Origin of the sequence: Elizabethkingia miricola (assembly GCF_001675285.1) — a bacterium.
Lineage (GTDB): Bacteria > Bacteroidota > Bacteroidia > Flavobacteriales > Weeksellaceae > Elizabethkingia > Elizabethkingia miricola.
In genome coordinates this window covers 87,296-112,485 of sequence record NZ_LSGQ01000033.1, presented here as the reverse complement: position 1 = coordinate 112,485, position 25,190 = coordinate 87,296, and the positions used below count along the sequence as shown (strand labels likewise).

General features: G+C 35.6%; 28 protein-coding genes. 21 read left to right on the top strand and 7 right to left on the bottom strand.

All coding sequences use genetic code 11. From position 1 onward, the window contains the following. Window positions 1-63 precede the first annotated feature (63 nt). Complete coding sequence (locus ATE49_RS19680; protein WP_065083497.1) at window positions 64-1,167, bottom strand: efflux RND transporter periplasmic adaptor subunit; 1,104 nt, start codon at window positions 1,165-1,167, stop codon at window positions 64-66. 319 nt (window positions 1,168-1,486) lie between these two features. On the opposite strand from ATE49_RS19680, the gene ATE49_RS19675 reads away from it, so the two are divergent. From ATE49_RS19675 to ATE49_RS19665, 3 genes are all read left to right on the top strand, one after another. Continuing rightward, window positions 1,487-2,395, top strand: coding sequence for a DUF6268 family outer membrane beta-barrel protein (locus tag ATE49_RS19675; protein ID WP_065083496.1), 909 nt, complete (start codon window positions 1,487-1,489; stop codon window positions 2,393-2,395). A gap of 71 nt (window positions 2,396-2,466) precedes the next feature. Next, window positions 2,467-3,534: a sensor histidine kinase gene (locus ATE49_RS19670; protein WP_065083495.1), complete on the top strand. Its 1,068-nt coding sequence runs from the start codon at window positions 2,467-2,469 to the stop codon at window positions 3,532-3,534. Continuing rightward, window positions 3,531-4,286 carry a LytR/AlgR family response regulator transcription factor gene (locus ATE49_RS19665; RefSeq protein WP_065083494.1) on the top strand — a complete coding sequence of 252 codons (756 nt, stop codon included), beginning with the start codon at window positions 3,531-3,533 and terminating at the stop codon, window positions 4,284-4,286. Before ATE49_RS19670 ends, ATE49_RS19665 begins: the two co-directional genes overlap by 4 nt. Window positions 4,287-4,484: 198 nt before the next feature. Here ATE49_RS19665 and mgtA read toward each other — a convergent pair whose 3' ends face one another. Both mgtA and ATE49_RS19655 read right to left on the bottom strand, forming a co-directional pair. Further along, complete coding sequence (mgtA, locus tag ATE49_RS19660) at window positions 4,485-7,157, bottom strand: magnesium-translocating P-type ATPase (RefSeq protein WP_065083493.1); 2,673 nt, start codon at window positions 7,155-7,157, stop codon at window positions 4,485-4,487. Window positions 7,158-7,179: 22 nt separating this feature from the next. Then, window positions 7,180-7,878 carry an MgtC/SapB family protein gene (locus ATE49_RS19655; protein WP_065083492.1) on the bottom strand — a complete coding sequence of 233 codons (699 nt, stop codon included), beginning with the start codon at window positions 7,876-7,878 and terminating at the stop codon, window positions 7,180-7,182. 225 nt (window positions 7,879-8,103) lie between these two features. Here ATE49_RS19655 and ATE49_RS19650 point away from each other — a divergent pair, with 225 nt between their 5' ends. From ATE49_RS19650 to ATE49_RS19640, 3 genes are all read left to right on the top strand, one after another. Then, entirely contained in the window at window positions 8,104-8,490 is a 387-nt protein-coding gene (locus ATE49_RS19650; RefSeq protein ID WP_065083491.1) for a DUF488 domain-containing protein, read from the top strand. After that, complete coding sequence (locus tag ATE49_RS19645) at window positions 8,491-9,057, top strand: Crp/Fnr family transcriptional regulator (protein ID WP_065083490.1); 567 nt, start codon at window positions 8,491-8,493, stop codon at window positions 9,055-9,057. A 240-nt stretch (window positions 9,058-9,297) separates the two neighbouring features. Continuing rightward, on the top strand, window positions 9,298-9,654 hold the full coding sequence (locus ATE49_RS19640; RefSeq protein ID WP_065083489.1) for a hypothetical protein: 357 nt from the start codon (window positions 9,298-9,300) through the stop codon (window positions 9,652-9,654). A gap of 72 nt (window positions 9,655-9,726) precedes the next feature. Here the strand turns inward: ATE49_RS19640 and ATE49_RS20290 are convergent, their stop codons facing one another. Together ATE49_RS20290 and ATE49_RS19635 are read right to left on the bottom strand one after the other, a co-directional pair. Further along, window positions 9,727-9,894, bottom strand: coding sequence for a hypothetical protein (locus tag ATE49_RS20290; protein ID WP_155759319.1), 168 nt, complete (start codon window positions 9,892-9,894; stop codon window positions 9,727-9,729). A 330-nt stretch (window positions 9,895-10,224) separates the two neighbouring features. Next, window positions 10,225-10,899: a hypothetical protein gene (locus ATE49_RS19635; protein ID WP_065083488.1), complete on the bottom strand. Its 675-nt coding sequence runs from the start codon at window positions 10,897-10,899 to the stop codon at window positions 10,225-10,227. A gap of 249 nt (window positions 10,900-11,148) precedes the next feature. Here ATE49_RS19635 and ATE49_RS19630 point away from each other — a divergent pair, with 249 nt between their 5' ends. The 9 genes from ATE49_RS19630 (at window position 11,149) to ATE49_RS19585 (ending at window position 18,782) form a co-directional block, all read left to right on the top strand. Beyond that, window positions 11,149-12,153, top strand: a complete 1,005-nt coding sequence (locus tag ATE49_RS19630) for a hypothetical protein (RefSeq protein ID WP_090346981.1) — start codon at window positions 11,149-11,151, stop codon at window positions 12,151-12,153. Between the two features lie 574 nt (window positions 12,154-12,727). After that, on the top strand, window positions 12,728-13,804 hold the full coding sequence (locus ATE49_RS19620; RefSeq protein WP_065083485.1) for a DUF418 domain-containing protein: 1,077 nt from the start codon (window positions 12,728-12,730) through the stop codon (window positions 13,802-13,804). A gap of 7 nt (window positions 13,805-13,811) precedes the next feature. After that, window positions 13,812-14,876, top strand: coding sequence for a serine hydrolase domain-containing protein (locus tag ATE49_RS19615; protein WP_065083484.1), 1,065 nt, complete (start codon window positions 13,812-13,814; stop codon window positions 14,874-14,876). Window positions 14,877-14,889: 13 nt separating this feature from the next. Further along, entirely contained in the window at window positions 14,890-15,495 is a 606-nt protein-coding gene (locus tag ATE49_RS19610) for a GrpB family protein (RefSeq protein ID WP_065083483.1), read from the top strand. A gap of 68 nt (window positions 15,496-15,563) precedes the next feature. Beyond that, window positions 15,564-15,953: a cytidine deaminase family protein gene (locus tag ATE49_RS19605; RefSeq protein WP_065083482.1), complete on the top strand. Its 390-nt coding sequence runs from the start codon at window positions 15,564-15,566 to the stop codon at window positions 15,951-15,953. Window positions 15,954-15,995: 42 nt separating this feature from the next. Beyond that, window positions 15,996-16,565, top strand: a complete 570-nt coding sequence (locus ATE49_RS19600) for a GNAT family N-acetyltransferase (RefSeq protein WP_065083481.1) — start codon at window positions 15,996-15,998, stop codon at window positions 16,563-16,565. A 10-nt stretch (window positions 16,566-16,575) separates the two neighbouring features. Next, window positions 16,576-17,529 (top strand): AraC family transcriptional regulator, encoded by a 954-nt coding sequence (locus ATE49_RS19595; RefSeq protein ID WP_065083480.1) that lies wholly within the window; start codon window positions 16,576-16,578, stop codon window positions 17,527-17,529. A gap of 15 nt (window positions 17,530-17,544) precedes the next feature. Next, complete coding sequence (locus tag ATE49_RS19590; protein ID WP_065083479.1) at window positions 17,545-18,276, top strand: GNAT family N-acetyltransferase; 732 nt, start codon at window positions 17,545-17,547, stop codon at window positions 18,274-18,276. An 11-nt stretch (window positions 18,277-18,287) separates the two neighbouring features. Beyond that, the gene (locus ATE49_RS19585) at window positions 18,288-18,782 is read left to right on the top strand and encodes a DUF7000 family protein (RefSeq protein ID WP_221407078.1); all 495 of its coding nucleotides are present in this window, start codon (window positions 18,288-18,290) and stop codon (window positions 18,780-18,782) included. Here ATE49_RS19585 and ATE49_RS19580 read toward each other — a convergent pair. Then, window positions 18,779-19,315: an AAA family ATPase gene (locus ATE49_RS19580; RefSeq protein WP_065083478.1), complete on the bottom strand. Its 537-nt coding sequence runs from the start codon at window positions 19,313-19,315 to the stop codon at window positions 18,779-18,781. The two genes, ATE49_RS19585 and ATE49_RS19580, sit on opposite strands and share 4 nt — an antisense overlap. A gap of 354 nt (window positions 19,316-19,669) precedes the next feature. On the opposite strand from ATE49_RS19580, the gene ATE49_RS19575 reads away from it, so the two are divergent. The 6 genes from ATE49_RS19575 (at window position 19,670) to ATE49_RS19550 (ending at window position 23,740) form a co-directional block, all read left to right on the top strand. Continuing rightward, complete coding sequence (locus ATE49_RS19575) at window positions 19,670-19,969, top strand: thioredoxin family protein (protein ID WP_065083477.1); 300 nt, start codon at window positions 19,670-19,672, stop codon at window positions 19,967-19,969. Window positions 19,970-20,004: 35 nt separating this feature from the next. Beyond that, window positions 20,005-20,493, top strand: a complete 489-nt coding sequence (locus ATE49_RS19570) for a DUF2938 domain-containing protein (protein ID WP_065083476.1) — start codon at window positions 20,005-20,007, stop codon at window positions 20,491-20,493. A 274-nt stretch (window positions 20,494-20,767) separates the two neighbouring features. Further along, a complete protein-coding gene (locus ATE49_RS19565; RefSeq protein ID WP_065083475.1) occupies window positions 20,768-21,211 on the top strand; it encodes a GNAT family N-acetyltransferase in 444 nt (147 codons plus the stop codon). A gap of 21 nt (window positions 21,212-21,232) precedes the next feature. Further along, window positions 21,233-21,829, top strand: coding sequence for a pyridoxine/pyridoxamine 5'-phosphate oxidase (locus ATE49_RS19560; protein ID WP_065083474.1), 597 nt, complete (start codon window positions 21,233-21,235; stop codon window positions 21,827-21,829). A 195-nt stretch (window positions 21,830-22,024) separates the two neighbouring features. Next, a complete protein-coding gene (locus ATE49_RS19555) occupies window positions 22,025-22,876 on the top strand; it encodes an EamA family transporter (RefSeq protein ID WP_065083473.1) in 852 nt (283 codons plus the stop codon). A gap of 24 nt (window positions 22,877-22,900) precedes the next feature. Further along, window positions 22,901-23,740 (top strand): GNAT family N-acetyltransferase, encoded by an 840-nt coding sequence (locus ATE49_RS19550; RefSeq protein WP_065083472.1) that lies wholly within the window; start codon window positions 22,901-22,903, stop codon window positions 23,738-23,740. 62 nt (window positions 23,741-23,802) lie between these two features. Here the strand turns inward: ATE49_RS19550 and ATE49_RS19545 are convergent, their stop codons facing one another. Further along, on the bottom strand, window positions 23,803-25,179 hold the full coding sequence (locus tag ATE49_RS19545; RefSeq protein WP_065083471.1) for a HAMP domain-containing sensor histidine kinase: 1,377 nt from the start codon (window positions 25,177-25,179) through the stop codon (window positions 23,803-23,805). Window positions 25,180-25,190 lie beyond the last annotated feature (11 nt).

Below are 25,190 nucleotides of genomic sequence, written 5' to 3'. Positions count from 1 at the left end.
ATTCATGTATTCACAACCAGATTGTGAAAACTGAAAATAGTCTCATGATAAAAATGTTATAGATTATTTTGCGTCCAGCATATAGATTCCGCCTTCAGTCATAATGACGTCACCAGACTGTAGACCGGAAGTAACTCTTACCAGTTTCTGATCTGTTTCTCCTACTGTGACCGAACGTTTGGCAAACTGATTTTTCCCGGTTTTTATCCATACATACTGAGAGCTGTCTTTTTGCATCAAAGCAGTAACCGGAATCATAATGGAATTAACAGGTGCTGTGGAAAAATTAACTGTAGCGTACATTCCGGGCTTTAGTTTTCTGTCAGGATTATCACACTCAATTAATACTTTTACGCTTCGGGTTGCCTCATCCACAATCTCGTTAACGTGATAGACTTTGCCGGTAATATTTCTGTCCGGATAAGCACCTACTTTTACCGAAACGCGGTCTCCGGTACTTACGAAACGTATGTCTTTTTCTTTTACTTCCCCGGTAATCCATACTTTGGATAATTCAGCAATAATGACAACCGGATCTGCATCTCCTTTCAGAAACTGACCATTTACAATCTGGTTAGAAATAACCTCACCGTTAATAGGTGATCTTACAATAAGGGGGCTGCCTAAACCACCGCCTTTGCTGTTATAAACCTTTAGTGCAGAAGAAGCATTGGAAAGAGATGTCTTTTTGTTTTTGAAATCTGTTTCAGCTTCGTCGAGCTCTTTCTGAATTCCAACACCATGTTTTACAAGATCCTGCTGTCTGCGGTAATTTTTTTCTGCGAGCTGGACATCGTTTACAGCATCGGTATAGTCCTTCTGAACTGAAAAATAATCAGATGAAAGAATCTCGAAAATAGGACTTCCGGCGGAAACGTTCTGCCCGAGGCGGACAAAAGATTTGGTTATTCTTCCCGAAAAAGGGCTTGCGATTTCCGCATAATGATTTGGAATAGCCTGAATTGTACCTGCAGAAACAACACCGTCGCTATGTTCCTGTTCGGAAACTGTTTCGGTTTTAATTTTTCTGAAGACAGGATTGCTTTCCGGAACGATAACATTATCACCTTTAATGATGAGATCCTGATCCTGAGGCGCTTCACTTTTAGAGTCTTTGCAAGAGATAACGAACACCAAAAGTGCCATTGCTAGTACTGTTCTTCTCATATATAGTAGTTATTTGTAACAATAGATAAATTTTTTGTTTTTTAGCTTCAGCACTATCCCTTCAGATGTAACTAAGATAGTCTTTTTTTCGCTGTTGCAAAGGTATTTTCATCACTTAGAATACGCTGTTAGAAAAGCTTTAGAATACTATTAGAAAACTATTAGAAATTCAGATTCACATAAATAATTTAGAACTGAAAATTCATCCCCGGAATAATAAAGTTCATCTGCTATTTTTGCTCTTCTGTCATTTACATTGTTGATTGTTAAATTGTTATGTGTTTCATGTATTTTCTTTGTGCTTTCAAATGAAAAAGTAATGAGAAAAAAATGGATTATAATAGCAGCTTTGTTCCAAGCGGTTTATTCTTATGCACAGATAGAACTAAGGTCTGAATACCTGCCGAAGCAAAAACTTATTAATGATAGTGGGGATAAAACAGGTGGTAAGAGCGCTGCATTTACAACTTCGTTTACAGCCACTATTCCCGTTAGTGTACAGCCTACAGCTTATCCCCAGCCCAAAATATGGGCGGCGACACTGAATGCTTCTTATACGTCTTTTAGTAATGAAGGTGTAGCTGCAGAGGCTTTACCAAAAGAAATAGGATCGGCAGATTTGGGTGTATTATACATGACACCTATACACCAGAAGCTCACCTTTGTAGGAGGAATTTCTGCAGGCCTGTATACGACAGACACAAACCTTAAAAAACTGGATAAGGATAATATTATTATCAATGTTTATTCAGCATTCATATGGGAGGTAAGACCGAAAATAAAAGCGGGAATAGCAATTGTGGGAAATAATGCTTTTGATAAACCAATGCTTATTCCCGTGCCGTATTTTGTGTATCATAATGAAGAAAAGTCAGGCATGGAATATCATGCAGAACTAAGTTATAATCCGAGATTTTCTATAGGCTACCGATTTAACGATGCATTTGCTTTAAGAATAGTTAACCGTCCTAAGTTTTTCTTTGCGCCTGATAAAATAGATGGTAAAAAGAAATACTTTGATCATCACTATGTAAGTATGGGACTGGAACCTGAATACAGAATTAATAATTGGGCAATAAGCGGTACTTTTGGTACTAATTTCGGACGCACAGACCGCTATAGAGACCGTGAACCTGAACAGTTTCTGAAATGGGGAGGTGCAACTTTTGATCCGTCATTTTATATTTCTGCCGGTATTAAATATAACTTCGACAGAAAGCAAAAATAGATTACATTAGCCTTTGGTAAAAAGAACAATAAAAACCAATCTGTAATACGATTACACACAGAATATCGAATATGGTTTTCTCCGAAATATTCCGGGATCAGGAAATGAAAAATAAAAAATATGTAGTTATTGCCTGCTATTTTATTGTAACTACTATTTATACCGTTTATCAGATCTTTTTCTTCAATACCATCATGAAAAGCAGTATCCTGTCTAAGAACATTATGTGGGATCATTTTCTGCTACAGTTTGCAATTATATATCCAATTGTACTCATGATGACTTTTCTGGATTATTTACTGATAAAATTTATCAACGAGATTATTCCCTTACACAGTAGCTTATACAGACATGCTTCTTCATTGTTTTTAAGTAATATCCTGTTATGTATTCTTTTGAATATGGCGTTTAATTTTATTGTTACTCAGGTATTGGATGTAGGAATTCGGCAGTCTTTATCCTATAAAACAGGATTGATACTGAATATTACTGCAAATCTTCCCATTCTTCTGATTATTGATTTATTATTCTATTTTCAGGCTGAACGCAGAGCGATTAAAGCTTCGGAAAAATCAAAACGGGATATGCTGATGTACCAGTACAATGCTTTGCGTGCGCAGGTGAATCCACATTTTCTTTTCAACTCTCTTAATGTGTTATCATCACTTATATACGAGAATCAGGACCAGGCGAATAAATACACCAAAGCGCTATCTCAGGTATACCGGCAGGTACTGTCAGTAAGTAAAAAGCCACTGAGTACCCTGAAAGAGGAAATGCATTTTTTTAAGCAATATCTTTTTCTGATGGAAATAAGATTTGAAAATGGCTTCAGAATAGAGATTGATTCTTTTGAACAATGGGAAAATCGCAAGATTATTTCCTTTAGTTTTCAGCTTCTTCTGGAAAATGCATTCAAACATAATGTAAGTTCAGCCGCAGATCCTTTGCTTATTTATATTGCCATAGATGATAATGGTATTGCATTCAGAAACAAAATATCTTTACGGAATGATGTTCCTAAAGGAGAGGGAATAGGACTTTCTTTTCTGGATACCCAGTACGATCGTCACCAAAAAAAGCTTATGATAGAAGAGAAAGATAATTTTTTTGTAGTTAAAATACCATTCGTAGAATGAAAAAATACTTAATTGTTGAAGACGAGCGATTGGCTTTTTCCGAGTTAAAGAGAATGATGGATAAGCTTCGTCCGGAGTATATATTGCTGGGAAGAACACAAAGTGTGTTGGAATCTATTGAATTTCTGCAACAGAGTAAACCCGATTTTATCCTGATGGATATAAGCTTATCGGATGGCAGCTGTTTTGAAATTTTCAATCATATAAAAGTTGAGGTACCCATTATTTTTACAACAGCTTACGATGAATATGCAATACAGGCATTTAAAGTAAACAGTATAGACTATTTGCTGAAGCCTGTCTCTGAAGAGGATTTGGAACGTGCTATAGCCAAGCTTGAAGATCTTCATTTTGATAAAGAACAGGAAGAAATAGGCATCCGTATGGTTGAATCTTCTCTGATGAAAAAAGTGAAAAACCGTTTTCTGGTACAGTCACGTGAAGGCTATCTATATGCAGAATCAAAAAATATAGCTTATTTCTACAGTGAAGAAAAAGTAGTGTTGCTGCATACATTCGATGATAAACGATATATTATCAACTATACTCTGGACCAGTTGGAAGGCCAGCTTTCCGATGATATATTTTTCCGGGTATCACGTAATTGCATTGCTAATATTAAGGCTATAAAAGGAATTAAGAAAGTTGTGAACAGCCGGTTGGGAATTGATTTTGAACCTGAATGTCCACATGAAATTATTGTGAGCAGAGTAAGGGTTCAGAATTTTCTGGAATGGCTGAATGATGATTAAAGAATTGATATAAAACAAAAACAATCCCCTGTAGTGAAAACTGCAGGGGACTGTTTTAATATGGAAAAGAAATAAATAATTTTAGTTGACTTAATTATATAATCGGGTTTTGATGTTTTTATCAAACCACATAGACACATAGAAAAACTTGTTAAGGTACCTCTGTCTGAATTTCAAAAGCTCTATGTACCTGTTATTTTATAACCATTGCTGGAACTTTTTAATAAACCATTGTTTTACCAACTGGGTGAGGATGCAGTACCCGGTAAGAATTCCCAGTAAATAGGGGAAATACGAAAGAGGTAATGGCTGCATTTTTAAATATCCGGCTATAGGTGTAAACGGAATAGAGAGTCCGATAAGCATAATCAGGCTGGTAAGTGCAACCACAGGAGCCGCAGCCCAGCTTTGGATAAATGGTATTTTCTTTGTCCTGATAATATGCACAATCAAAGTCTGAGATAATAAACCTTCTACAAACCATCCGGTCTGAAAGAGGCTCTGATGTTCCGGAGTATTGGCTTTGAAGATAAAGAACATTACCGCAAAAGTTATATAGTCGAAAATAGAACTTAAAGGACCTATATACAACATAAATTTCTTGATACTGCCGGCATCCCATTTTTTAGGTTTTTCCAGAAAATCCTTATCCATAGTATCCCACGGAATAGAAGATTGTGAAACATCATAAAGCAGATTCTGGGTAAGTATTTGTAACGGAAGCATAGGTAAGAAAGGTAAAAAAGCACTTGCTCCAATCATACTGAACATATTGCCAAAATTACTGCTGGCTGTCATTTTAATATACTTAATAATGTTTCCGAACGTCCTTCTGCCATAGATAACACCACTGCGCAGTACCATCAGGTCTTTTTCCAACAGGATAATATCAGCACTTTCTTTGGCAATATCTGCTCCGGTGTCCACAGAAATTCCGACATCAGCTTCTTTAATCGCTGCTGCATCATTAATTCCGTCTCCCATAAAACCTACAGTATGTCCCTTCGATTTTAATACTTTTACAATACGTTGCTTCTGCAGCGGACTTACTTTAGCAAAAATTGAATAAAGATCCATATTCTTGCTAAGTTCTTCATCCGAAATATGATCCAGTTCCTCACCCAGCATGATATTATTGATAGGAATACCAACATCATGGCATATCTTTTTTGCAACAATATCATTGTCTCCGGTAATTACTTTTACCTCTACACCCAACTTATGCAAAGCTTTAATACTAGGTTCTGCGGAAGGTTTTGCAGGATCCAGGAACCCGATGAATCCGGTAAGAGTAAGATTGTTTTCATCTGCTACTGAATAGTTCAGCGGATGATTTCCTTCAAATTCACGGATAGCCACCAGTAAAACACGAAGCCCTTCAGCATTTAATTTCTCAGACATTTTAAGAATCTTCTGCTTCATTGCCTCATCTAACGGAACAATATTATCATTCTCAATATGCAGGCTATGATCGTCTCCGGGATCTAAAGCATATTTACACAGAGAAAGCATCTCTTCTACAGCTCCTTTAGAAATCATCAGATGTTTGCCTTTAGACGTATTCAGAACTACAGACATTCTTCTTCTTTCAAAATCAAAAGGAATTTCATCCACTTTCATATACAGCTCATCGGCTTTCATCAGGTTATGTACTTCAGCATGATCCAGGACAGCCTGATCTAAAAGATTTTTAAGTCCGGTTTGATGGAAACTGTTGAGATATGCCCATTTTAGTACTTCATCGTCATCTGTTCCCCGAACGTTGAGGTGGGTTTCCAGTACGATTTTGTCCAGTGTGAGTGTTCCGGTTTTATCTGTGCATAGAATATCCATAGCACCAATATTCTGGATGGCATTGAGCCTTTTAACGATGACTTTCTTTTTGCTCATATTCACGGCACCTTTTGCAAGATTGGCAGTAACAATCATAGGCAGCATTTCCGGAGTCAATCCTACAGCAACAGCTATTGCAAATAATAAAGCCTGCATCCAGTCATCTTTTACAAAACCATTAATCAGGAATATAACCGGAGTCATAACCAGCATAAACCGAATAAGAAGGAAGCTTACTTTGTTAACCCCTATGTCGAAAGAAGTTTCAGGCCGCTTGGAAACAAGATTCCGGCTGATACTTCCGAAATAAGTGAAGATACCAGTATTGGTAACAACTACAGTGGCGGAGCCGCTTACCACATTAGTTCCCATAAAACAGATATTCTGAAGGGTAAGTGGATTTTGCTCTTTGGCATTCTTGATAGCAAAAGCATTTTTCTCTACAGGAAGAGCTTCACCAGTGAGGATAGATTCGCTGATAAACAGGTCTTTGCTTTTTAGAATTCTACAGTCTGCGGGTACCATATCACCTGCAGAAAGCAAAATAATGTCACCCGGAACAATATCCGCAATTTCTATTTCCTCGCTGTCTTTAAATTTCCGCTTAGTAAGGCAGCTTGTTTTTACCATTTTTTTCAGGGCTTCTGCAGCTTTGTTACTTCGGAATTCCTGAATAAATCTAAGAATTGTACTGAACAGCAACATAATGGTAATAATAATACAGGTACTAAAATCTTTCTCTTCGGAAGGGACTAGTATAGCATCAATGAATAGCGAAATAATAGCAATACAGGCCAGTATATAATTGAATGGATTGAAAAATGAATGCGCAAACTGCTTTAACCATGAAGGAGCCTTCTGCGTTGCAATTTCGTTTTTACCATAAATTTTTACGCGGTCTTTTACCGTGTTGTCGCTAAGCCCTTCTTCTGAAGTTTCCAGCATAGCATACACCATCTTTTCATTCAGTACAGCTGCTTCTTTAAGTTTTACAAGTGCTGCTGAATTAAGATTTTTGTTTGTGGATCTTTTTAACATTGTTTCAATGCTGTTTTTAATGTTATAAATCGTTTTCGGTACCTACAATTTCCCAGCTTACTTTAATTACTTTGTCTTCTATAGTAAGTCTGCTGGCTGTTTTTTCCATGAAGCTGTCCTGTGGCACAGAAGCATGAACTTCAGCTGTGATAATAGCATTTTCAGGTGTTCCGTTGTCATCACTGGTAAGGGATTTTAGCAAAACCTTATCGTTGCCACCTAGGGACTGCATAAGGAGTACCCGTACATGGTTTTCAACTTCTGTTTTACATTTAATGCTCAACAGGTATTCGGTATAATGGCTTCTGCTATTGATATTTTTACTAAGCGTTATTCCTAGCGGGCGCAGAATTAAATGAGTGAGGATAATAAATCCGCTGGTAATAGCCGCTTCAAGTGGCAGTCCCATTGCACATAGAGCTCCAACCGAAGCCGAACACCAGATGGTGGCAGCAGTATTAAGCCCTCTTACAGTGAGCCCGTCTTTCATAATGACTCCACCGCCTAAAAAACCAATGCCACTAACGATATAAGATGCTATTCTGCCGGTAGCATCGCCACCTATTCTTATAGAAAGCAGTACAAATGCCGCAGATCCAAGACATACTAATGTGTTGGTGCGTAGTCCTGCACTTTTCTGACGCCACTGTCTTTCAAAACCAATACTGGCTCCCAAAGCGAATGCAATAAAAAGACGAAGTGTAAATTCTGATGTATTCATAACCTTTCTGTTTTAGCATCCGGCCGGCTTACAGAAAAGTGAAGCGGCGGAATGCTTAGTTGTTGTAATAATGCGGATCGGTATCCATATCTGTTTTTCTTTGCTGCAAAGGTAGGGTGAGTATCTTGGAATGGCTGTTAGAAAGGTCTTAGAATGTAATTAGAAAATCATTAGAAAATAAATATTGTATAATTTTTCATAAATTTAGTCATTGCTTTTACAGTTATGCAGACAATACACCTTAAAAGAGTTTATGAGAAGCCTTCTCCGGAAGATGGTTACAGAGTTCTGGTAGACAGAATATGGCCACGCGGAATCTCTAAACAGGAAGCTGATATTGCTGAATGGAATAAAGATTTAGCCCCTTCTACAGAGCTAAGAAAGTGGTTTCATCATGATCCTGCCCTCTGGAAGGATTTCTCTGCAAAATATAAAGCGGAATTACTGGATAAGAATCCGGGAATTGCATTTCTGCACAGATTAGAAAACGAAGAAGTAATTACCCTTGTATATGCGGCAAAAGATGAGAAACATTGTCATCCTCTGGTATTGAAAGAATATCTGAATAATATTCTGGCAGAAAAAGTTAATCAAAATAAATCACAGCCATAAATGACTGAACATATTGAGAAGATCCGGATACTTGTTGAAAGTTTTGATGAAGAAACGACAAATGTAATGGATCGACTAACGACGATTAAACACCTGAAAAAAGGTGAGCTTTTGCTGCAGGAGGATGAAGTTTGCCGGAAAAGTTACTTTATGGTAAACGGAATTGCCCGAAAGTTTTTTATTCTGGACAATAAAGAAGTGACAACAGAATTCTTTTTTGAAGAAGATATTGCTGTATCATTTGAAAGTCTGGTAAGTCAGAAACCTAGTAAAGAAATTATAGAATGCCTGACAGATGTTACGGTTGAAGCAGTAGATTATAATGCTTTTTATCAAATAAGAGGACAGTATCCACAGCTGATGGAATATGTAATTCTGATTACAGAATTATATGTTATCTGGCTGGAAGATCGTATTTTCGATTTTCATGCTCGCAGTGCTACAGACCGTTATCTCAATCTCTTGAAAAAATATCCGGAATACATTCATCATATCAAGCTTACCCATATTTCATCTTACCTGGGAATTTCTCTGGAAACACTCAGCCGGATCAGAGCGAAAATATAAACGAAATCTAATAGAGTACTAGACTCAAACTCTAGTGCCGCGAAGCGTGCCGATTCGATTCCGATACTGGGTGCAATTCCCGTAAGCCACTTTCCATAATAGGTTTGCGTTTTTTTTTAAGTTACATTTTTTTTCATCTGATTTCAATCGTGTAAAAAATTGTATAAAAATGAAATCATTTACAGAAATGAAGGTTTATCCTAAAAACTGGGAAACCTTGAAATCCACAGTCAAAAAAACTTGCATATCCAAGAAAGTCAAGAAGAATTATTAAATCAGATCGAAGAACTACTAAACAATATTCAGAAAAAATTATCACATATTGGCATTGGTAAAGAAAAGACTATTGAATGGGTTTTTAGAGGTAAAGTAACTCAAATAGAAGAAGAACTAAATTTAAATTATGGAGATTATTCTATTTGGTATGATGTGGAAAATAATGTTATGAACAAACAAATGACTTTTCCAGAAGCATTATTATATGCTAATAGACTAATGAATAGGTATTCTGCCCATAAGTTTTCTGCTCATACTAAATATTTAAATCCATATGATGTATTTAATATTCAAAACCTTGCACGACAACTTTTTACATAAAATAGAATTTATATAAAAAAAAAATATTTAATATAAGGAAATAAAAATCCCCTCATTTTGAGGGGAGAAAGATTAATCTAGACTATCTGTGCTTTCAGAAGGTTTAACAACTTTTTTATCACAAATGTAAACACATCCTTCAACAGTGTTAACAAACCCCATGAAAGTAGTACCACATACACATGCAAAACCTTCACCTCCGTTTACGTTCTTTAATTGAATCTTAGATAATTTTTTCATAATAATTTTTATTTAATTGGTTAAGGTGTAAATATAGACAATTTCCCAATGCAGTGATTTAACATAAAAAAATAATTGAAATCAGATAAAATATCCAACTAATACGGAAACCTGTAACGATAGGATATAAAAAGACCCTCAATTAAGAGGGTAAATCTTATATATAAAGTTAATTACAAACCGCCAGAATCTTCTGTTTTTATGATTATACTTAATTATTTTCTATTTTTAGGCTTTATACTTATGCTATCAGGGGTTACTCTTGCTGAATCCATAGCAATAGAAATTGTATATATTTTAGCAATCCGTACTTATTATTTGGAGCATATTTTAATTATAGCGAATAATATAAGGTCCAAAATATTCTGTGAAAGTATTATTTGCACATTTTTTTCTAACATAGAATTGATAGTCAATATTTTTATTTAATTGATAAGCCGCACCAGATGGAGCTAAAATTAATTGTGTGTTTCCTGAAGAAGGAGGAGTTGTTAAAGATCCGAAGCCTACTTCATATACAGATATTCCATCATTTTCCCAGGTAATTTGGGCTGTAAAAGTTGATGGAGTATATGAAGATTTTGTATAATTCACATAGCTTGGTTTCACACACGCAGTAGTATTATTTGATAAGATAGTTATCGGTTTCGACCAATTACTATAACCCTTTGCACCACAATTTTTCCTTACATAAAAATCATATTTTTTTCCGCTATATAGTGGGGCATCAAAATTTTTCTGGTTCGTTTCAATTGAAGTTCCACTTCCTAATACAAAACCTTCTGCTCCATATTGTACTTGAAAGTAACCAGCTCCATCAACATTAGGATCTGACCACGAAAATATATTATATAAATTTTTAAAACTTAAATTAGTTGGGACCATGCATCCTTGCTGTTGTGGATTATTGTTTATATTATTATCTTCAACACTGTCACGAGATGAACATTGAAAATTAAATAATAAAAAAAGAAGAAATAATAAGTAGATGTTTTGTGTTTTCATAAATAATTTTTCAGAAACAAATATATATCATTTTACTGTATTTATAAAATATCAATTTTTTGTTGTGTTTATTTTAAAACTTGCATATCATCTTACGATAAGGAAAATTCAAATCTGAGCAAAATATATAGTCTAGTAAGAATCGGTATTGCCGGTATACTTATTTTCTAAAAATAAATTTTAGCAGTGTAATTGTTAATGTATGTCTCTAACCTGTGAGATAATTGTATTTTAGCAAAAAAAATATTTATGAAGAAAATTTATTTTATTGGGTTATGTTTTATGTCCTTAGCAAGTTGTTCTACAAATGATGACTTACAAAATTTTGACAAAGTAAATCTTAATCAATTAGCAGTAGGAGGTTTTAGAGATGGAAGTGGAACTTTTGATGAAGAACCCCCTTCAAGTGGTATTTTTTGGAAAGATGCAATTATACCTAAACCTATTTACGGTTATTATAGTAGTGCTAAAAATAGACATATTTACTCAACCAGTGATTCAGGTTTATTTTTACCACATGCAGAAATTGGAAATTACAATTATATTTATGATAGGTTTTTAGGCTCAGCTGATGGAAGTGGTCAAGAAATTACTGGATGGTTTAATAAAAATAATGATGATTATGTACTTACAACTAATCCTAGTGAATTTAACGGACAAAATGGATGGATGTGGTTTAGTGATATAGGTAAAAGTTATAATGGTAATGAACCGGGTAGTTTTCCCATATATCGATATTTTAGAAAAGAAACAACATCACACTTTTATACTAGAGATTTTAATGAACTAGGAAATGGAAAATTCGGTTTTGTTTACGAAGGAATAGCTTTTTATCTAAAAGATTCTGAAGCACAGAAAGCAAGAATACGTGATGGCGAATTTTATCGTGATAGAAATACAGGACAATATTATATAACATTTGAAAGTACAATTAGACTTATTGAAAATGTGGATGTCTTAAAAAGAGTGTTCGATTTTAGAGAAGAGAGCACTGGTATTAGAGGACGGAAGAATAAACCTATTTTTAATGTAGATATAGCTGATTATATAGGTCCAAGGGGTAAGAATTTCACAATGGATACCAAATTAATTAGAGATCAATCAAATGGGAAGGTATATTTATTAGATAACGGAGATTTAAGACATATTCCAACTCCTGAAGTTTTCCAATTTTATTATTTTAAAGAAGAATCAATAATACAATCTAATAAAGTACGAGGATTTGCGGGTAAAGATATTGTTAGAACATATTAAAAATAAAGGGGCAATTAAGCCCCTTATTTTATGAACGATTGTTTAATCTTTATTTAAAAAAATCAACTAATTCCATTTTTGTTTCAATAAATTTATCTTTTAAGATTGATGTTTATTATCAGAATACCTTTTGCTTTAATAAAGTATATTCCTTACTGTTTAGTAGTATAGATACATTTGCATCTTTTAATAAATAACCCATATGGGTTCTTATAAAATAATTTAAGCCCAACGGACCTAATATTAGGAAGGCTAGTTTAACAACACTTATTGTTAATGGCCAATCAATATTCTTCATACTATTTCTTTATATAAAACAACATACTAATAAAGGATTAATGTTATAAAACAGATAATACCTGGGGAAATAAATTTTCGCACATCAGCTATGTGATCTATGCCAGTATCGAAGATACCTTACAGGAGGTTGTGAGGCTATATTCTATGTGGTTAAAAAGATTCTTTTATTCAGTGAGATTTATAGTCAATAAATCCTGTAATTTCTGTTTTTTTTGACATTTGTCAAAGGCAGGTTGGCTGGTAATCGTGATTTTTGCTGCGGAATATATGCAACATGAAGAAAAGGATTATCGGATTCGATCTGGCCAGAGCTTATGCTATTTTTGGGATGTTTATTGTAAACTTTAATATTGTCTTCGGAAAAGATGACGATAGTTTCATGGGCAGGTTTCTGACACTGTTTAGCGGACATTCCAGTACGGTCTTTGTTATGTTGGCGGGTATGGGAGTAGCATTGATGACAAATCGTACTCAGGAATACACGGCAGAAGACAGAAAAAGATTAAGAGCGACAATTCTGAAGCGTGCTGCTTTCCTGTTTGTTTTTGGAGTACTTTTTTATCTGTGGTGGCCGGCAGATATCCTGCATTTGTATGGTGGGTATATGAGTATAGGTGCTTTACTGGTGTTCATGGATAAAAAGTACTACCTAATAGCTGCTGCTATTACTGTGGCAGTCTTTCATCTTTTATTATTGTTTATTCCTTACGAAACAGGATGGGATTTTGGAAGTTTACAATATCTGGATTTCTGGACTATAAAAGGTTTTCTCCGCAATACACTTTACAATGGCTGGAATCCTGTATTTCCATGGTTTGCATACTTTGCTGTGGGTTTATATTTGGGGAGACAGGACTGGACACAAAAACAAACTCAGCGTAAAATGTTCATAACAGGACTTATACTCTTTGTCTTTATTGAGATTATCCGTTTTATAAGTGTTTATATGGATCTTAGTCCTGAGGTTATGGAGTTTATTCATGCCGATTATATTCCTCCGTTTTTACCTTTTGTAATCAATACCATAAGTTTTGGAATGATGCTTATTGCCGCTTTTATGTATGTAAGTCAGTATATTTCAAATAAGCAATGGGCAATAGATCTGGCAAAAACAGGGCAGATGACATTTACGCATTACGTATCTCATCTTACAATTGGTCTTGTAATACTGGCTCTTTTACGGGGTGATTACTATTCGGGAGAATTAGGCGGGCAGCCTCCTTTAAAACCTGTATATATTCTTTTGTTTTCTATAGGTTACTTTATCGTCAGTATTTACTTCAGTATATTTTGGAATAAGAGGTTTAAACAGGGGCCATTGGAAATGCTGATGCGTAAAATTTCAAATTAAAAAATTAATGAAAAACGTATTTGATATACTTGAAAATTATATAAAGAAAATAAAGTTTAATGGAAATATAATGATTGCCGATCGACGAAGAGTATTGTATACCGGGTCTTTCGGCAATACTTATCATCCGGGAGAGAAAAGAGAACTGAGCAGAGCCTCGGTTTTTGAACTTGCGTCTGTTTCCAAACCATTTACTGCTTTTGCCATATTAAAGGTTTTGGATATATATAATCTGTCTCTGCATACAGACGTAAAGTATTTTTTTCCGGATTTTCCCTATAATGATATTACTGTTTATCAGCTGCTCAACCATACATCCGGATTGCCGGACTATATGGAACTATTTGAAACATTTTGGGATAAAACAATTATAGCGGATAACCAGGATGTATTGGGGTTATTGGCAGCTATCCGTCCTAAAGTCTATTTTAACCCGGGCGAACAATGGGATTATTCTAATACTGGTTATGTAATATTAGCCATTATTCTGGAGAAAATAACAGGATTTACATTCCCTGAAGTATTACAGAAGTATATTTTCAGACCATTAGAAATGACCAATACAATGGTATATAACAGGCGGAAAAATCCACTGTTAGTTCCTGATTATGCTTTCGGTGTTCTACACGATCCGGAAACAGGAAAAGTGAAGCTGCCGGATGAGATAAAAGGAGAAGAATATGCTTACTATCTGGATGGCATACAAGGTGACGGAGCAGTTAATTCCACACTGGATGACCTGTTGATCTGGAATAATGCCATATTGGAACAGTATTTAGTGGATGAAAAATATCTGGACCTTATGTTTGAACCTACGGTAAATAATGATGGCCAGATTTTTCAGTATGGATTAGGGTGGGAGTTGGATGAAAAGCGTAACGGTCATAAACAGGTCTATCACACGGGAGGATGGCCTGGATATTTTACCTATAATTCATTATATTTGAATAGCGGGATATCTATCATTTTGTTATGTAATAAACCAGATTCCGGAGATACTGAACAAGAAATACTTCAGAAGCTGGAAGATATTATTTTCAGCAGAAAAAAGTTCCGAACATTATATTCATAAATATTCTCCAATCATGCATCTTACAATAGAAAAATATAATCCTGACTGGAAAAAACAGTTTGAAGAACTGAAACAGGAACTGGAAAAATTAACAGCTCCGGTATATACCAATATTCAGCATATAGGAAGTACATCTGTAGAAGGGCTTTCTGCAAAACCTGTTATCGATATTATGATAGGTGTTAATTCGGAACAAGATTTAGATAAAATTCCACCTTTATTAGCCGGAAGACAGTATGTATATTATGAAAAATACAATGAGGATATGCCTTACAGAAGATTTTTTGTAAAGCTAAAAGAAAATCCTTCCAAATGGTTTTTTCCGGAACAAATTAATAAAGATGATGAGATTCCGGAGAAGCTGCACGATCATAGTTTAAGGCTAGCACATATACATGTAATACCTACAGGTTCCGAACACTGGCTGCGTCATATTGCATTTCGGGATTACTTGCGGACACATCCTGTCGTACTAACTGAATACCAGAAACTAAAAGAAGAGCTAGGGAAACAAGAATGGAAGGATGGTAATGAATATAATGACGCTAAAAATGACTTTATACAAGATGAAGAACAAAAAGCAATTCTCTGGTATAAAGAAAATAATAGTGGAAATTAAACCTTGATGAGGTTTTTAATACATGAGAAATTTATCATATACTTAAGTAAAAATAAAAGAATAACATCATGGATTTAAAACAAATAGCATATCAGTACGCTAAATCTAAAGTCCTGAATGACTTTATAGAATATGGCGGAGTTGCAGCGGCAATAAGAACGGCTGCCGGAAATGTTTATACAGGTATTAGTATAGACACAGCATGTTCCATGGGATTTTGTGCAGAACATAGCGCAGTGGCAGAAATGCTGAAGCATGGAGAATCTGTTATTCAGGCTGTAGTAGCTGTGGACAACGATGGAAATGCGGTTCCTCCATGTGGACGATGCAGAGAATTGATGAGCCAGCTCTCCAGAGAAAATCTTAAGGCTATTGTAGAAGTAAAAAATGGAATATTTAAGAATCTGGGAGAAATACTTCCTTATGACTGGAAAGTGGATTTAGGAAGAGAGTGGTAGTGATGACTAGAAGATTAATAAGACAAGAAAGATAGAAAAAAAATGCAGGAAGTTAGAGAAATTAGCTTTACAGAATTCAGTGATATATACAGCCGATACCTTGTGGAAGACTTTCCGGAGGAAGAGGTGAAACCTTTATATGTTGTAGAGAACGCCTTTTCGGCTAATAAGTATACTGCTTATGTACTGGAAGAAGATTCCAAGATAAAAGCTTATGCTACTTTTATGTGGAAAGAAAAAGATCTGCTGTTGTTAGATTATTTTGCTGTAACACAAGAGGCCGGACGGGGTAGTGGAATAGGCTCTGTTTTTCTTCAGGAATTAGCAGGAAGTATAAAGTCAAAAGGCTTTATTATAGAATGTGAGGCACCGGAAAAAGCCATAAATGAAGAAGATAAGGTGATAAGAGAAAAGCGGATCGCTTTCTACGAAAGAAATGGAGTAAAAATGACAACTGTAGTTGCTGAGGTTGTAGAAGTAGACTTTTGTCTTTTATATATGCCTATTGAAGCAGGATTGGAAAGTATAGATATGGAAACAGACTTTCTCAATATTTATCACAATCTGGAGCCCAAAGAATTCTACCGCAAATTTGTAAAAATCATATCATAAAAATATAAAAATGTCCAAATCCATCGCTATCAAAGAAATTAGTAATCCACAGGAATTCAAAGAGTTTTACCTTAACGATGCTCATCATTCTTTCTGTGAAGAGTGCAATACAATAGAGTATATATATGGTAGTGGCTTTTTAGAAGTTATAGCATTGGAAGAGCTGAAGAAAATACAGAAAAAAACTTTCGGAGACCGGACAAGAAGAAAGTTTTACAGTATTGTACTGCTTACTGAAGGCGAAACTGAAGAAACTATAGGACACAAAAAATATCGTTTCGGACCAGGATCTATGTATTTCATTTCTGAGAACCAGCTTTATGCTACCGAAAAATGGGATGAAAATGTGAAAGGAATCTTATGTATGTTCGATGCAGATTATTTTCTATTATGTATTAAACACCAGATTAAACTGAATCAGTTTCCGTTTTTTCAAACAGATCAGAAGCCATTCATTAAGCTTTCTGAGCGGGAAATCTCAATGATGGAACATCTTTTTTGGAAATTGAACAGTGAGAAATGCCAGAAATCTACATTTAACGATGATCTTTTGGTAAGGATGTTTCTGAATGTTATTTTATTGGAAGCAGAAAGGATATATCATAAAGTATCTGCTGACGAAACTTTTAATCTCTCCAGGCAGGAGCAATTGGTGGCTAAGTTTCAGATGTATGTGAATCAATATTTTCTAGATAAAAAACAGGTGAATGAATATGCAGAGCTATTGCATGTTCATCCCAATTATCTCAATGATGTAGTAAAAGAAATTACAGGTTATCCGGCAAGTCATTTTGTACAGAAACAGCTTGTTCAGGAAGCTAAATCACGCCTGATACAAACCAGTGATACAGTATCCATGATAGCTACGGAACTTCAGTTCACGGATGATTCTTATTTTGGCCGCTTTTTTAAAAAACAAACAGGACTGACCCCGCTACAGTACAGAAAAAAACATAAACACTAAATATATAAATAGAGAATGAATGAATTTTCGAGGCAGATTACGGCCTTTTGGGAAAAGGAAATGAATGGAGATCTTTGGTATAAAGACGAAAGTTTTACACTTATGATTAATGAAGACCTGGAAGAAGATGGTCAGATTATGCTATTTGAAAGTGCAGATAATCAGAGTGTAAGTGCAGTTGTAACACCTGCTATCATGAAACGCATAGGGCTGACAGTAAGTGATTCTTTATCAGAATCTGTGTTCCTTCAGCTGCTAAAAGATGTGGGAATCTCTCTGCATGGAGCTGACTATATCTATTATTATCAGGAGGGGGATAAAAAGGAATTATTAGAAACAGTAAGTATTGAAACAATTCGTCAGTTAAGTTCGTCAGATGCTGAAGTTTTTGAACATTTCGTTTCCTCTGCTTCTGAACAAGATCTTGATGATGCTTATGTAGAACTGGATCATTGGGTTGTATTTGGCTCCTTCGAAGACGGAAAACTGGTAAGTGCTGCCAGTATGTATCCGTGGGGAGATAATGAAAAAATTGCAGATTTGGGAGTATTGACACTGCCTGATTACAGAGGAAAAGGACATGCCGGAAATCTGGTACAGGCTATTTGTAAATATACACTCCAACAAGGCTATGAACCTCAGTATCGCTGCCAGATCGATAATTTTGCATCTGTAGCACTAGCAGCAGCTTCAGGGCTTACCCTGTATGGAAAATGGGATCTTATCGCTTCAGACAGTATTATCTAATGCAATTGAAAATGAAAACATTAAACGACTATATAAACGTATATCAGGAACAGCTTGTAAAAAAAGATATTCAGAAAGCATATCATAATCTGATGAAGTATATGATGAGCTTGAAAACCAGCTTGTCCGGAGTACAAGCGGATCGCTTTAGCTATGGAAATATTTCGTTTGGTTATATGGATTTTACTTATTTCCCGTTTCATAATGAATTTTTGAGAGAGCGGAAATTACGTTTTGGAATAGTCCTTAATCATGAAAAAATGAAGTTCGAATTATGGCTGATGGGACAAAATGCAGGAATACAGAAAGCTTATTGGGAGCTTTTGAAAAACAGCAGTTGGAATAAAGGTAAAAAGAAAATGCCCAAATACTCTATTCTGGAGGCTGTGTTAACAGATACTCCGGATTTTAATAATCTTAAAGAACTTACCCGGATTATTGAAGTGCAGGCAGAATATGTATCTGAAGCTGTCTTAAAAGAGCTGGAACGATTAGATATGGACTAAAGGTTATTAAGGATAAAATTTTTTCTATTCGTTATAGTATCAAAAGGAACATTGATGATGTTATATCCGTATCGGATATAGATATCCCTCATTATTTCGTAAGTGTCCACAGCTTGCTGCCAGTTTTGTTTACGTTCGTTATCTGTTTCGTAAATACTTTTCCATGGCGGAAGTAAAAATACATGTGTATGGTAAGGATGTGCACGTATAATTTGTTCAGTTTCCGGAGGAACAGGAATGTTTTCCAATTCCATATAACCAATGGTATCCGGTATTCCTCTGTCGAAAAACACTAAAGAATGTTCTGCTTTCTGAAGTATTTTATGGTAAGCTTCCAATGAAGCATTCAGCATTAATGCGGCAAAAGCAGCCTTGTTTTTCCATGGAAGACCTTCGCCGGCAAATTCGATCTGTTCTTTTATTATTCTGCGGCCTTCTTCCGGAACAGTAAGGAATCCGTTATTGTTTAGCTCATTGATAAGGGATGTTTTACCAGAGCCAGGACCACCGGTAATGATATAAAAATTATTCATTGTTGATGAATTTAAATTGTTTTTTAGTTGTAATTATTTTGTCGGGGAGTTTATCCGGATCTGAATAAAAGGACTATCTGATGATTCCGGAAATAGAAAAGTGAATAGCTTATCAAAGTGAATATCAAATGTACGATATATTTTTTATCAAAATTTGAATAGGCTCATATAATGTACCAACAATGCCTTATATCCTATTACCAGACGTATTTCTGGAAATTCCGATGATAATATAATAACGGGAGCCTTTGTGTTTAGCTTATATAATCTGTGATTTGTACCATTTCTTCTACGATTTGTGTCAGGATGATGCCCGAAGCTCAGTCTAAATTTGTATAACTAAATTTTAAAACAATGAACAATACAGACAACAAAATTCAGGAGATTGATTCACTGACTTTATTGCAATTCTATGCAGAATGGTGCTATCCATGCAAAATGATGATGCCGGTTGTAAATACACTGAAAAATAAATTGGAAGACTGGCTAAATGTACATCAGGTGGATGTGGATGAAGAGCAGAATATGGCAATACAGTACAGAGTACGTGCAGTCCCAACGTTTGTGGTACTAAAAAATAACCAGGAAGTATGGCGCAGCTCCGGAGTGCTTTCAGAAAAGCAGCTGGAGGAGCAGTTAAAGGCAATGCGTTAGCAGGCGGTCTAAAGTTTATCATTAAAGTAAAAGCTATGCAATTGATATTTTATGGTATTTTAATGGGGGTAGGAGCTACACTATTTATGGATGCTTATGCAGTCATTCTAAGGAGTTTTTTTAATATTCCTTCTCTGGACTATCGTTTGCTGGGTCGATGGATCGGGAGCTTCCGGAAAGGAATTTTCTTTCACAAGAGTATTCTTCAGACAGAACCGGTTACGAATGAAAAATTAATAGGATGGATGGCTCATTACGGAATCGGGATAACCTTTGCTATCTTATTATTATTTATCTATGGAATAAACTGGTTGGAAGATCCTACACTTTTTCCGGCTATATTTATAGGTCTTAGCACAACAGTAGCACCTTTTTTTATGATGCAGCCTGCATTTGGTTTTGGTATTGCTGCTTCCAAAACGCCTAATCCGCGTATAGCAAGGATCAGAAGTCTTTGTACGCACCTTGTATATGGTATCGGTTTGTATTTTTCGGCTTTATTAATTAGTGTTTTAATAAAATAAAAAAATAACAGTCAAAGCCTTAAAAAACAGGTGTTTCCTGATTGAAAATCCATAGGATTTCGTATCTTTGATTACTTTCAGCAATGAGCCGGAATATGTTAACCTAAACAGGTTATGAAAAATACGGCAATGCTATTAAATCAATTATATTCAACCGAAATATTACATGACAATTCCCGGATTATAAATTCCCGGAAGCGTTGATTGTTTTGATATAGAGTATTTTAATCCAGGTTGTTATATTGATATTATTTAATCATGTAAACTTGAAGATATGAGTGAATTAATAAGAGAAGCCAGTTCTAAAGATTATGCAGATGTGATAAGGGTGTGGGAAGCTTCGGTAAGGGCTACTCATCACTTTCTGGATCCTGAAGATATAACATTTTATAAGAGTATTATACCTGAGGCTTTGCCCCAGGTAAAACTTTTTATTTATGAAAGTGAAGGGCACACAGCTGGTTTTATGGGAATTTCTGGAAATACACTGGATATGTTGTTTATCGACCCTGACTACAGAAGGAAAGGGATTGGCAGCAAACTATTTCAATATGCACAATCGACATTTGGAATATCAAAGGTGGATGTTAATGAGCAGAACCTGCAAGCCGTAGATTTCTATCTGAAAACCGGATTTGTGCAAACGGGCAGAAGGGCAACGGACGATTTCGGAAAAGCTTATCCAATACTGGAAATGATCCTTGGTACCGAAGAATAAAAATTTCAAAAAATAGGCGAAATGATAGTTGAGACAGGATTTGATGAGATAATTAGCTTGTTTAATAATGGGCTGGAAAGAGAAATGCAGGTGCATAAACAAAAACTGCCTTACGCATGCTGCCTTTCTACGGAAGGGTTGGATGGGTTTCCTAATGCGCGTTTTGTGTCTTTAAAAGAAATTAGGAATGAAGAATTTGTAATCACTGGCACACTGACTTCCCGAAAAGGAGAGGAAATTAACTATAATAATAAAGTAGCTTTAACATTCTGGTGGCCTGAAACACAGCAACAGGTACGGATTCAGGGTGAAGCAAGGTTAATCTCAGGATCGGTTTTGGACAGCTACTTCAGCGAGAGGAATCGGGAAAGCCAGATCGTTTCTGTAGTCAGTGATCAGGGAAAAGAATTGCACGATTTAAATGAGCTTATTCTGAAATTTGATACTGTAGCAAACAATACGGAAATATCGGAAATCCGGAGACCGGATAATTGGGGAGGTTATGCCATTGTTCCTTTCCGTATAGAATTTTTAGTGTTCAGCGAGTCAAGATTTCATGACAGAATACTTTATGAAAGAAAAGACCAGATATGGCAGAAGAAGAAAATACAACCCTGAAAACCATAGTTAATTGATACAATATAAGCTTGTTATAAATAAAAAACAGTAAATTTGATGATAAACCTTTACACAATGAATTCAGTAGTAGTTTTTAATTAATAAAAGACAAATAAAAAGTGATTGTACACTTCTTATACCTTGAGAATTTGCTTCTCAGGGGTATATTTTTTATAAATTAATATAACTATTCAAATGAAAAAATCAAATACAAATATTGCGATATCCGCTACGCTATTAGCGATTATATGTGTGCAGGGTGGCGCATCCATTGCCAAGCAGCTTTTTCCTGCAATTGGTGCTATAGGAACAGTTACTTTAAGAATTGTTCTGTCAGCTATTATATTAACGTTGATTAACCGTCCGAAATTTTCACAGTTTACCAAACAAATGTGGATTTATTGCGGGTTCTATGGAACAGGTTTGGCTGTGATGAATCTTATTTTTTACATGGCTATACAGCGGATTCCACTAGGTCTGGCTGTCACTGTAGAATTTGCAGGACCTTTATTTCTGGCATTGGCACTTTCAAGGAAATTACTGGATGTTGTCTGGGCTTTACTGGCCTGTGCCGGGATATTACTGATCGTTCCGTGGAACAATGACCATGTTGATCTGTTAGGTCTTGGGTTTGCTTTCCTGGCAGGTGTGTTTTGGGCATTGTATATTGTAATGGGAGGTAAGGTTGCCAAAATAATGGACGGTAAAGATGCTGTTACTACAGGGATGTTATTTGCCAGTCTTGTGATTCTTCCTTTCACAATCTGGGATGGGGCTGTTTTCAGTATTACACCTGTCATTTTTCTGAAAGGTTTGGGTGTCGCTATTTTATCCAGTGCTTTACCATTTTCTTTGGAAATGGTAGCATTGAAGAAACTTCCTGCAAAAACCTTCAGTATTTTAATGAGTTTGGAACCAGCATTTGCAGCTCTTTCAGGACTGGTCTTCTTATCCGAAAGCCTAAGCTTTTTGCAATGGATTTCTATAGCCTGTGTAATAATGGCCAGCATAGGAACTACTATTTTTAGTAAAGCTTCTAATCAATAATAAATAATATAAAAAAGTAAAAAAATGAAAATTCAGACCCTGGAAAAAATAGATATATCACAAATTCTTCAGGTATTCAATGAATCATTTGCAGACTATCTGGTACCTATGAAGCTGACTGAAGAGCAGTTAGAGTTTAAAATGAGATCGGATAAAACAGATAAAAGCCTATCGGTAATAGTACAGGACGGAGAGAAACCTGTTGCTTTTATTTTGCATGGTAAGCAATTAATAGATGGCAAATTGGTTGTCTATAATGGTGGTACTGGTGTTATTCCGGAAAACAGAAAATCAGGATGGGTGAGAGAAATGTATGATCTTATTCTTCCTGTGCTGAAAGAGCATGGAGCGGAAAAGCTGGTGCTGGAAGTTATTACCGAAAATGTTCCGGCAATTAAATCCTATGAAAAATTTGGTTACACGGTCAGTCGTAAACTTAAATGTTATCGTGGAGACATTAATATCAACGCTGTAAAGAAGGATGCAGAAATTCGTGAAGTTGCAGATTTTGGCTGGGCAAAAATGAAAACCTTCTGGGATATTCAGCCAACATGGCAAAATTCTATAAATGTGCTGGAAGAAATAAAAGAACATTGTAAAATATTGGGTGCCTTTATTGGCGGACAATTGGTAGGTTACCTTGTTTTTAATCCGGAAGCAAAAAAAATATATCAACTAGCTGTAATACCGGAACACAGACGTAAAGGAATAGGAACACAGCTGCTCGCTGCACTTAAAGAAAGAGTGGGTGCTGGTATCTCTGTTATTAATGTTGATGAGAGTTCGGTTGCTGCAAACAAATTTTTACAAAATTCAGGTTTAAGCATTTTCATTGAACAATATGAAATGACGAGAGCTGTCTAATTTTGTTATAATAATATAATTATTGAATCCCTTTAAAGCTAGAGTTTTAAAGGGATTTTACTTTATATTTTAGGTGTTTCCCCGGAGCGAAATACAACTGTAAAAGAGGTTTTATGATTTTCAGATGTTACTGATATCTCTGCATGATGAAGATTAATGACTTTTTCAGTGAGGAATAGTCCTATTCCATGACCTTTCTCTGTCCGGGAATTTTCACTTCTGTAAAAAGGTTCAAAAATATGCTGTAAATCTTCCTGTGCAATGGTGACACCTGTATTGGTGAAATCAATGCGGAGATTATTGGAATCAACGGAGATATTTACAGAACAGGAATGTTCCGGAGAGTATTTGCAGGCATTATCAATAAGGTTGTTAAATGCCACACGTAGCAGGTATTCATTTCCCTGTATGGTCAGTTGCTGTTCTTCTACAGCATCATTTATATGAAGAGCTACTTTATATTGTGGATTTTCTTTAATAGTTCCTGAGTAGGATTCCAGAAGAACTTCATCGAGACGTATCTCGGAAAAGCTGATCTCATTCGGATCGTAACTGGCCTTGGCCAGATCCATAAGGCTGTCGGATAAGCGCCTCATATTGCGGGCGTCTTCCAAAGCGAGATTTATGGTTTGCTGGTATTCTTCTTTTGTCAGTTCCTTTTCTGAGGCTAATTCCAGTTCTGCAGTGATAGCCGCCAGAGGTGTACGGAGCTCATGTGAAATATTAGAAACGAAATATTTTTGCGCATCGAAAGAGTTTTCCAGCCGTTCCAGCATTCCGTTGAAATTTTGTGCGAGTTCATTTAGCTCATCTTTTTCTTTCGTCGTTTTTAACCTTAGCTGAAGTTTTCCTGCGGTAATATTTTTCACCTGGCTCACCATTTCACTTACCGGATTTAGAGCTTTACCAGCAAAGAAAATCCCTGCAAGATAGACCAGAATAAGAATAATGAAAAATGCAATAATACTAACAGTCAGTAGATTTGTAACGTAAGCGTGTCCATATTTATCGTAAGAAGCGGCTGTAATGGCATATGTTTTTCCGGAATGATTATAAGTAATACCTGTTACCTGCAGATCACCAAGAAAAAAACTGGTCTTCTTCTTTTTAAAGATACCAGAAAGCATTTCAGCGTTTTCCTTTACATAATCTACTTTTGCATCATCATGGTAAATCAGATCATAATCGGAGTTATAAATAGCAACCTGAACCTCATTGAGTGTTCTGTTGTTGTTTCTGTATAGCTTATGCATTTCCTGCTCAGAAAGCGAACTTTTAAAAAAGAGATCAGCTTTTGCAATAGCCTCATTCTGTAATTCTCCATAGAAAGATTTTTCCCGGGCTTCTTTGGAAGAATAGTATACTGTAATACTGTAAATACCAAGAAGCATTGCCGTAACAAGGGTGAAGAGTAGTGTAAGCCGGGTTCTTATTTTCATCTTTAGGCGTT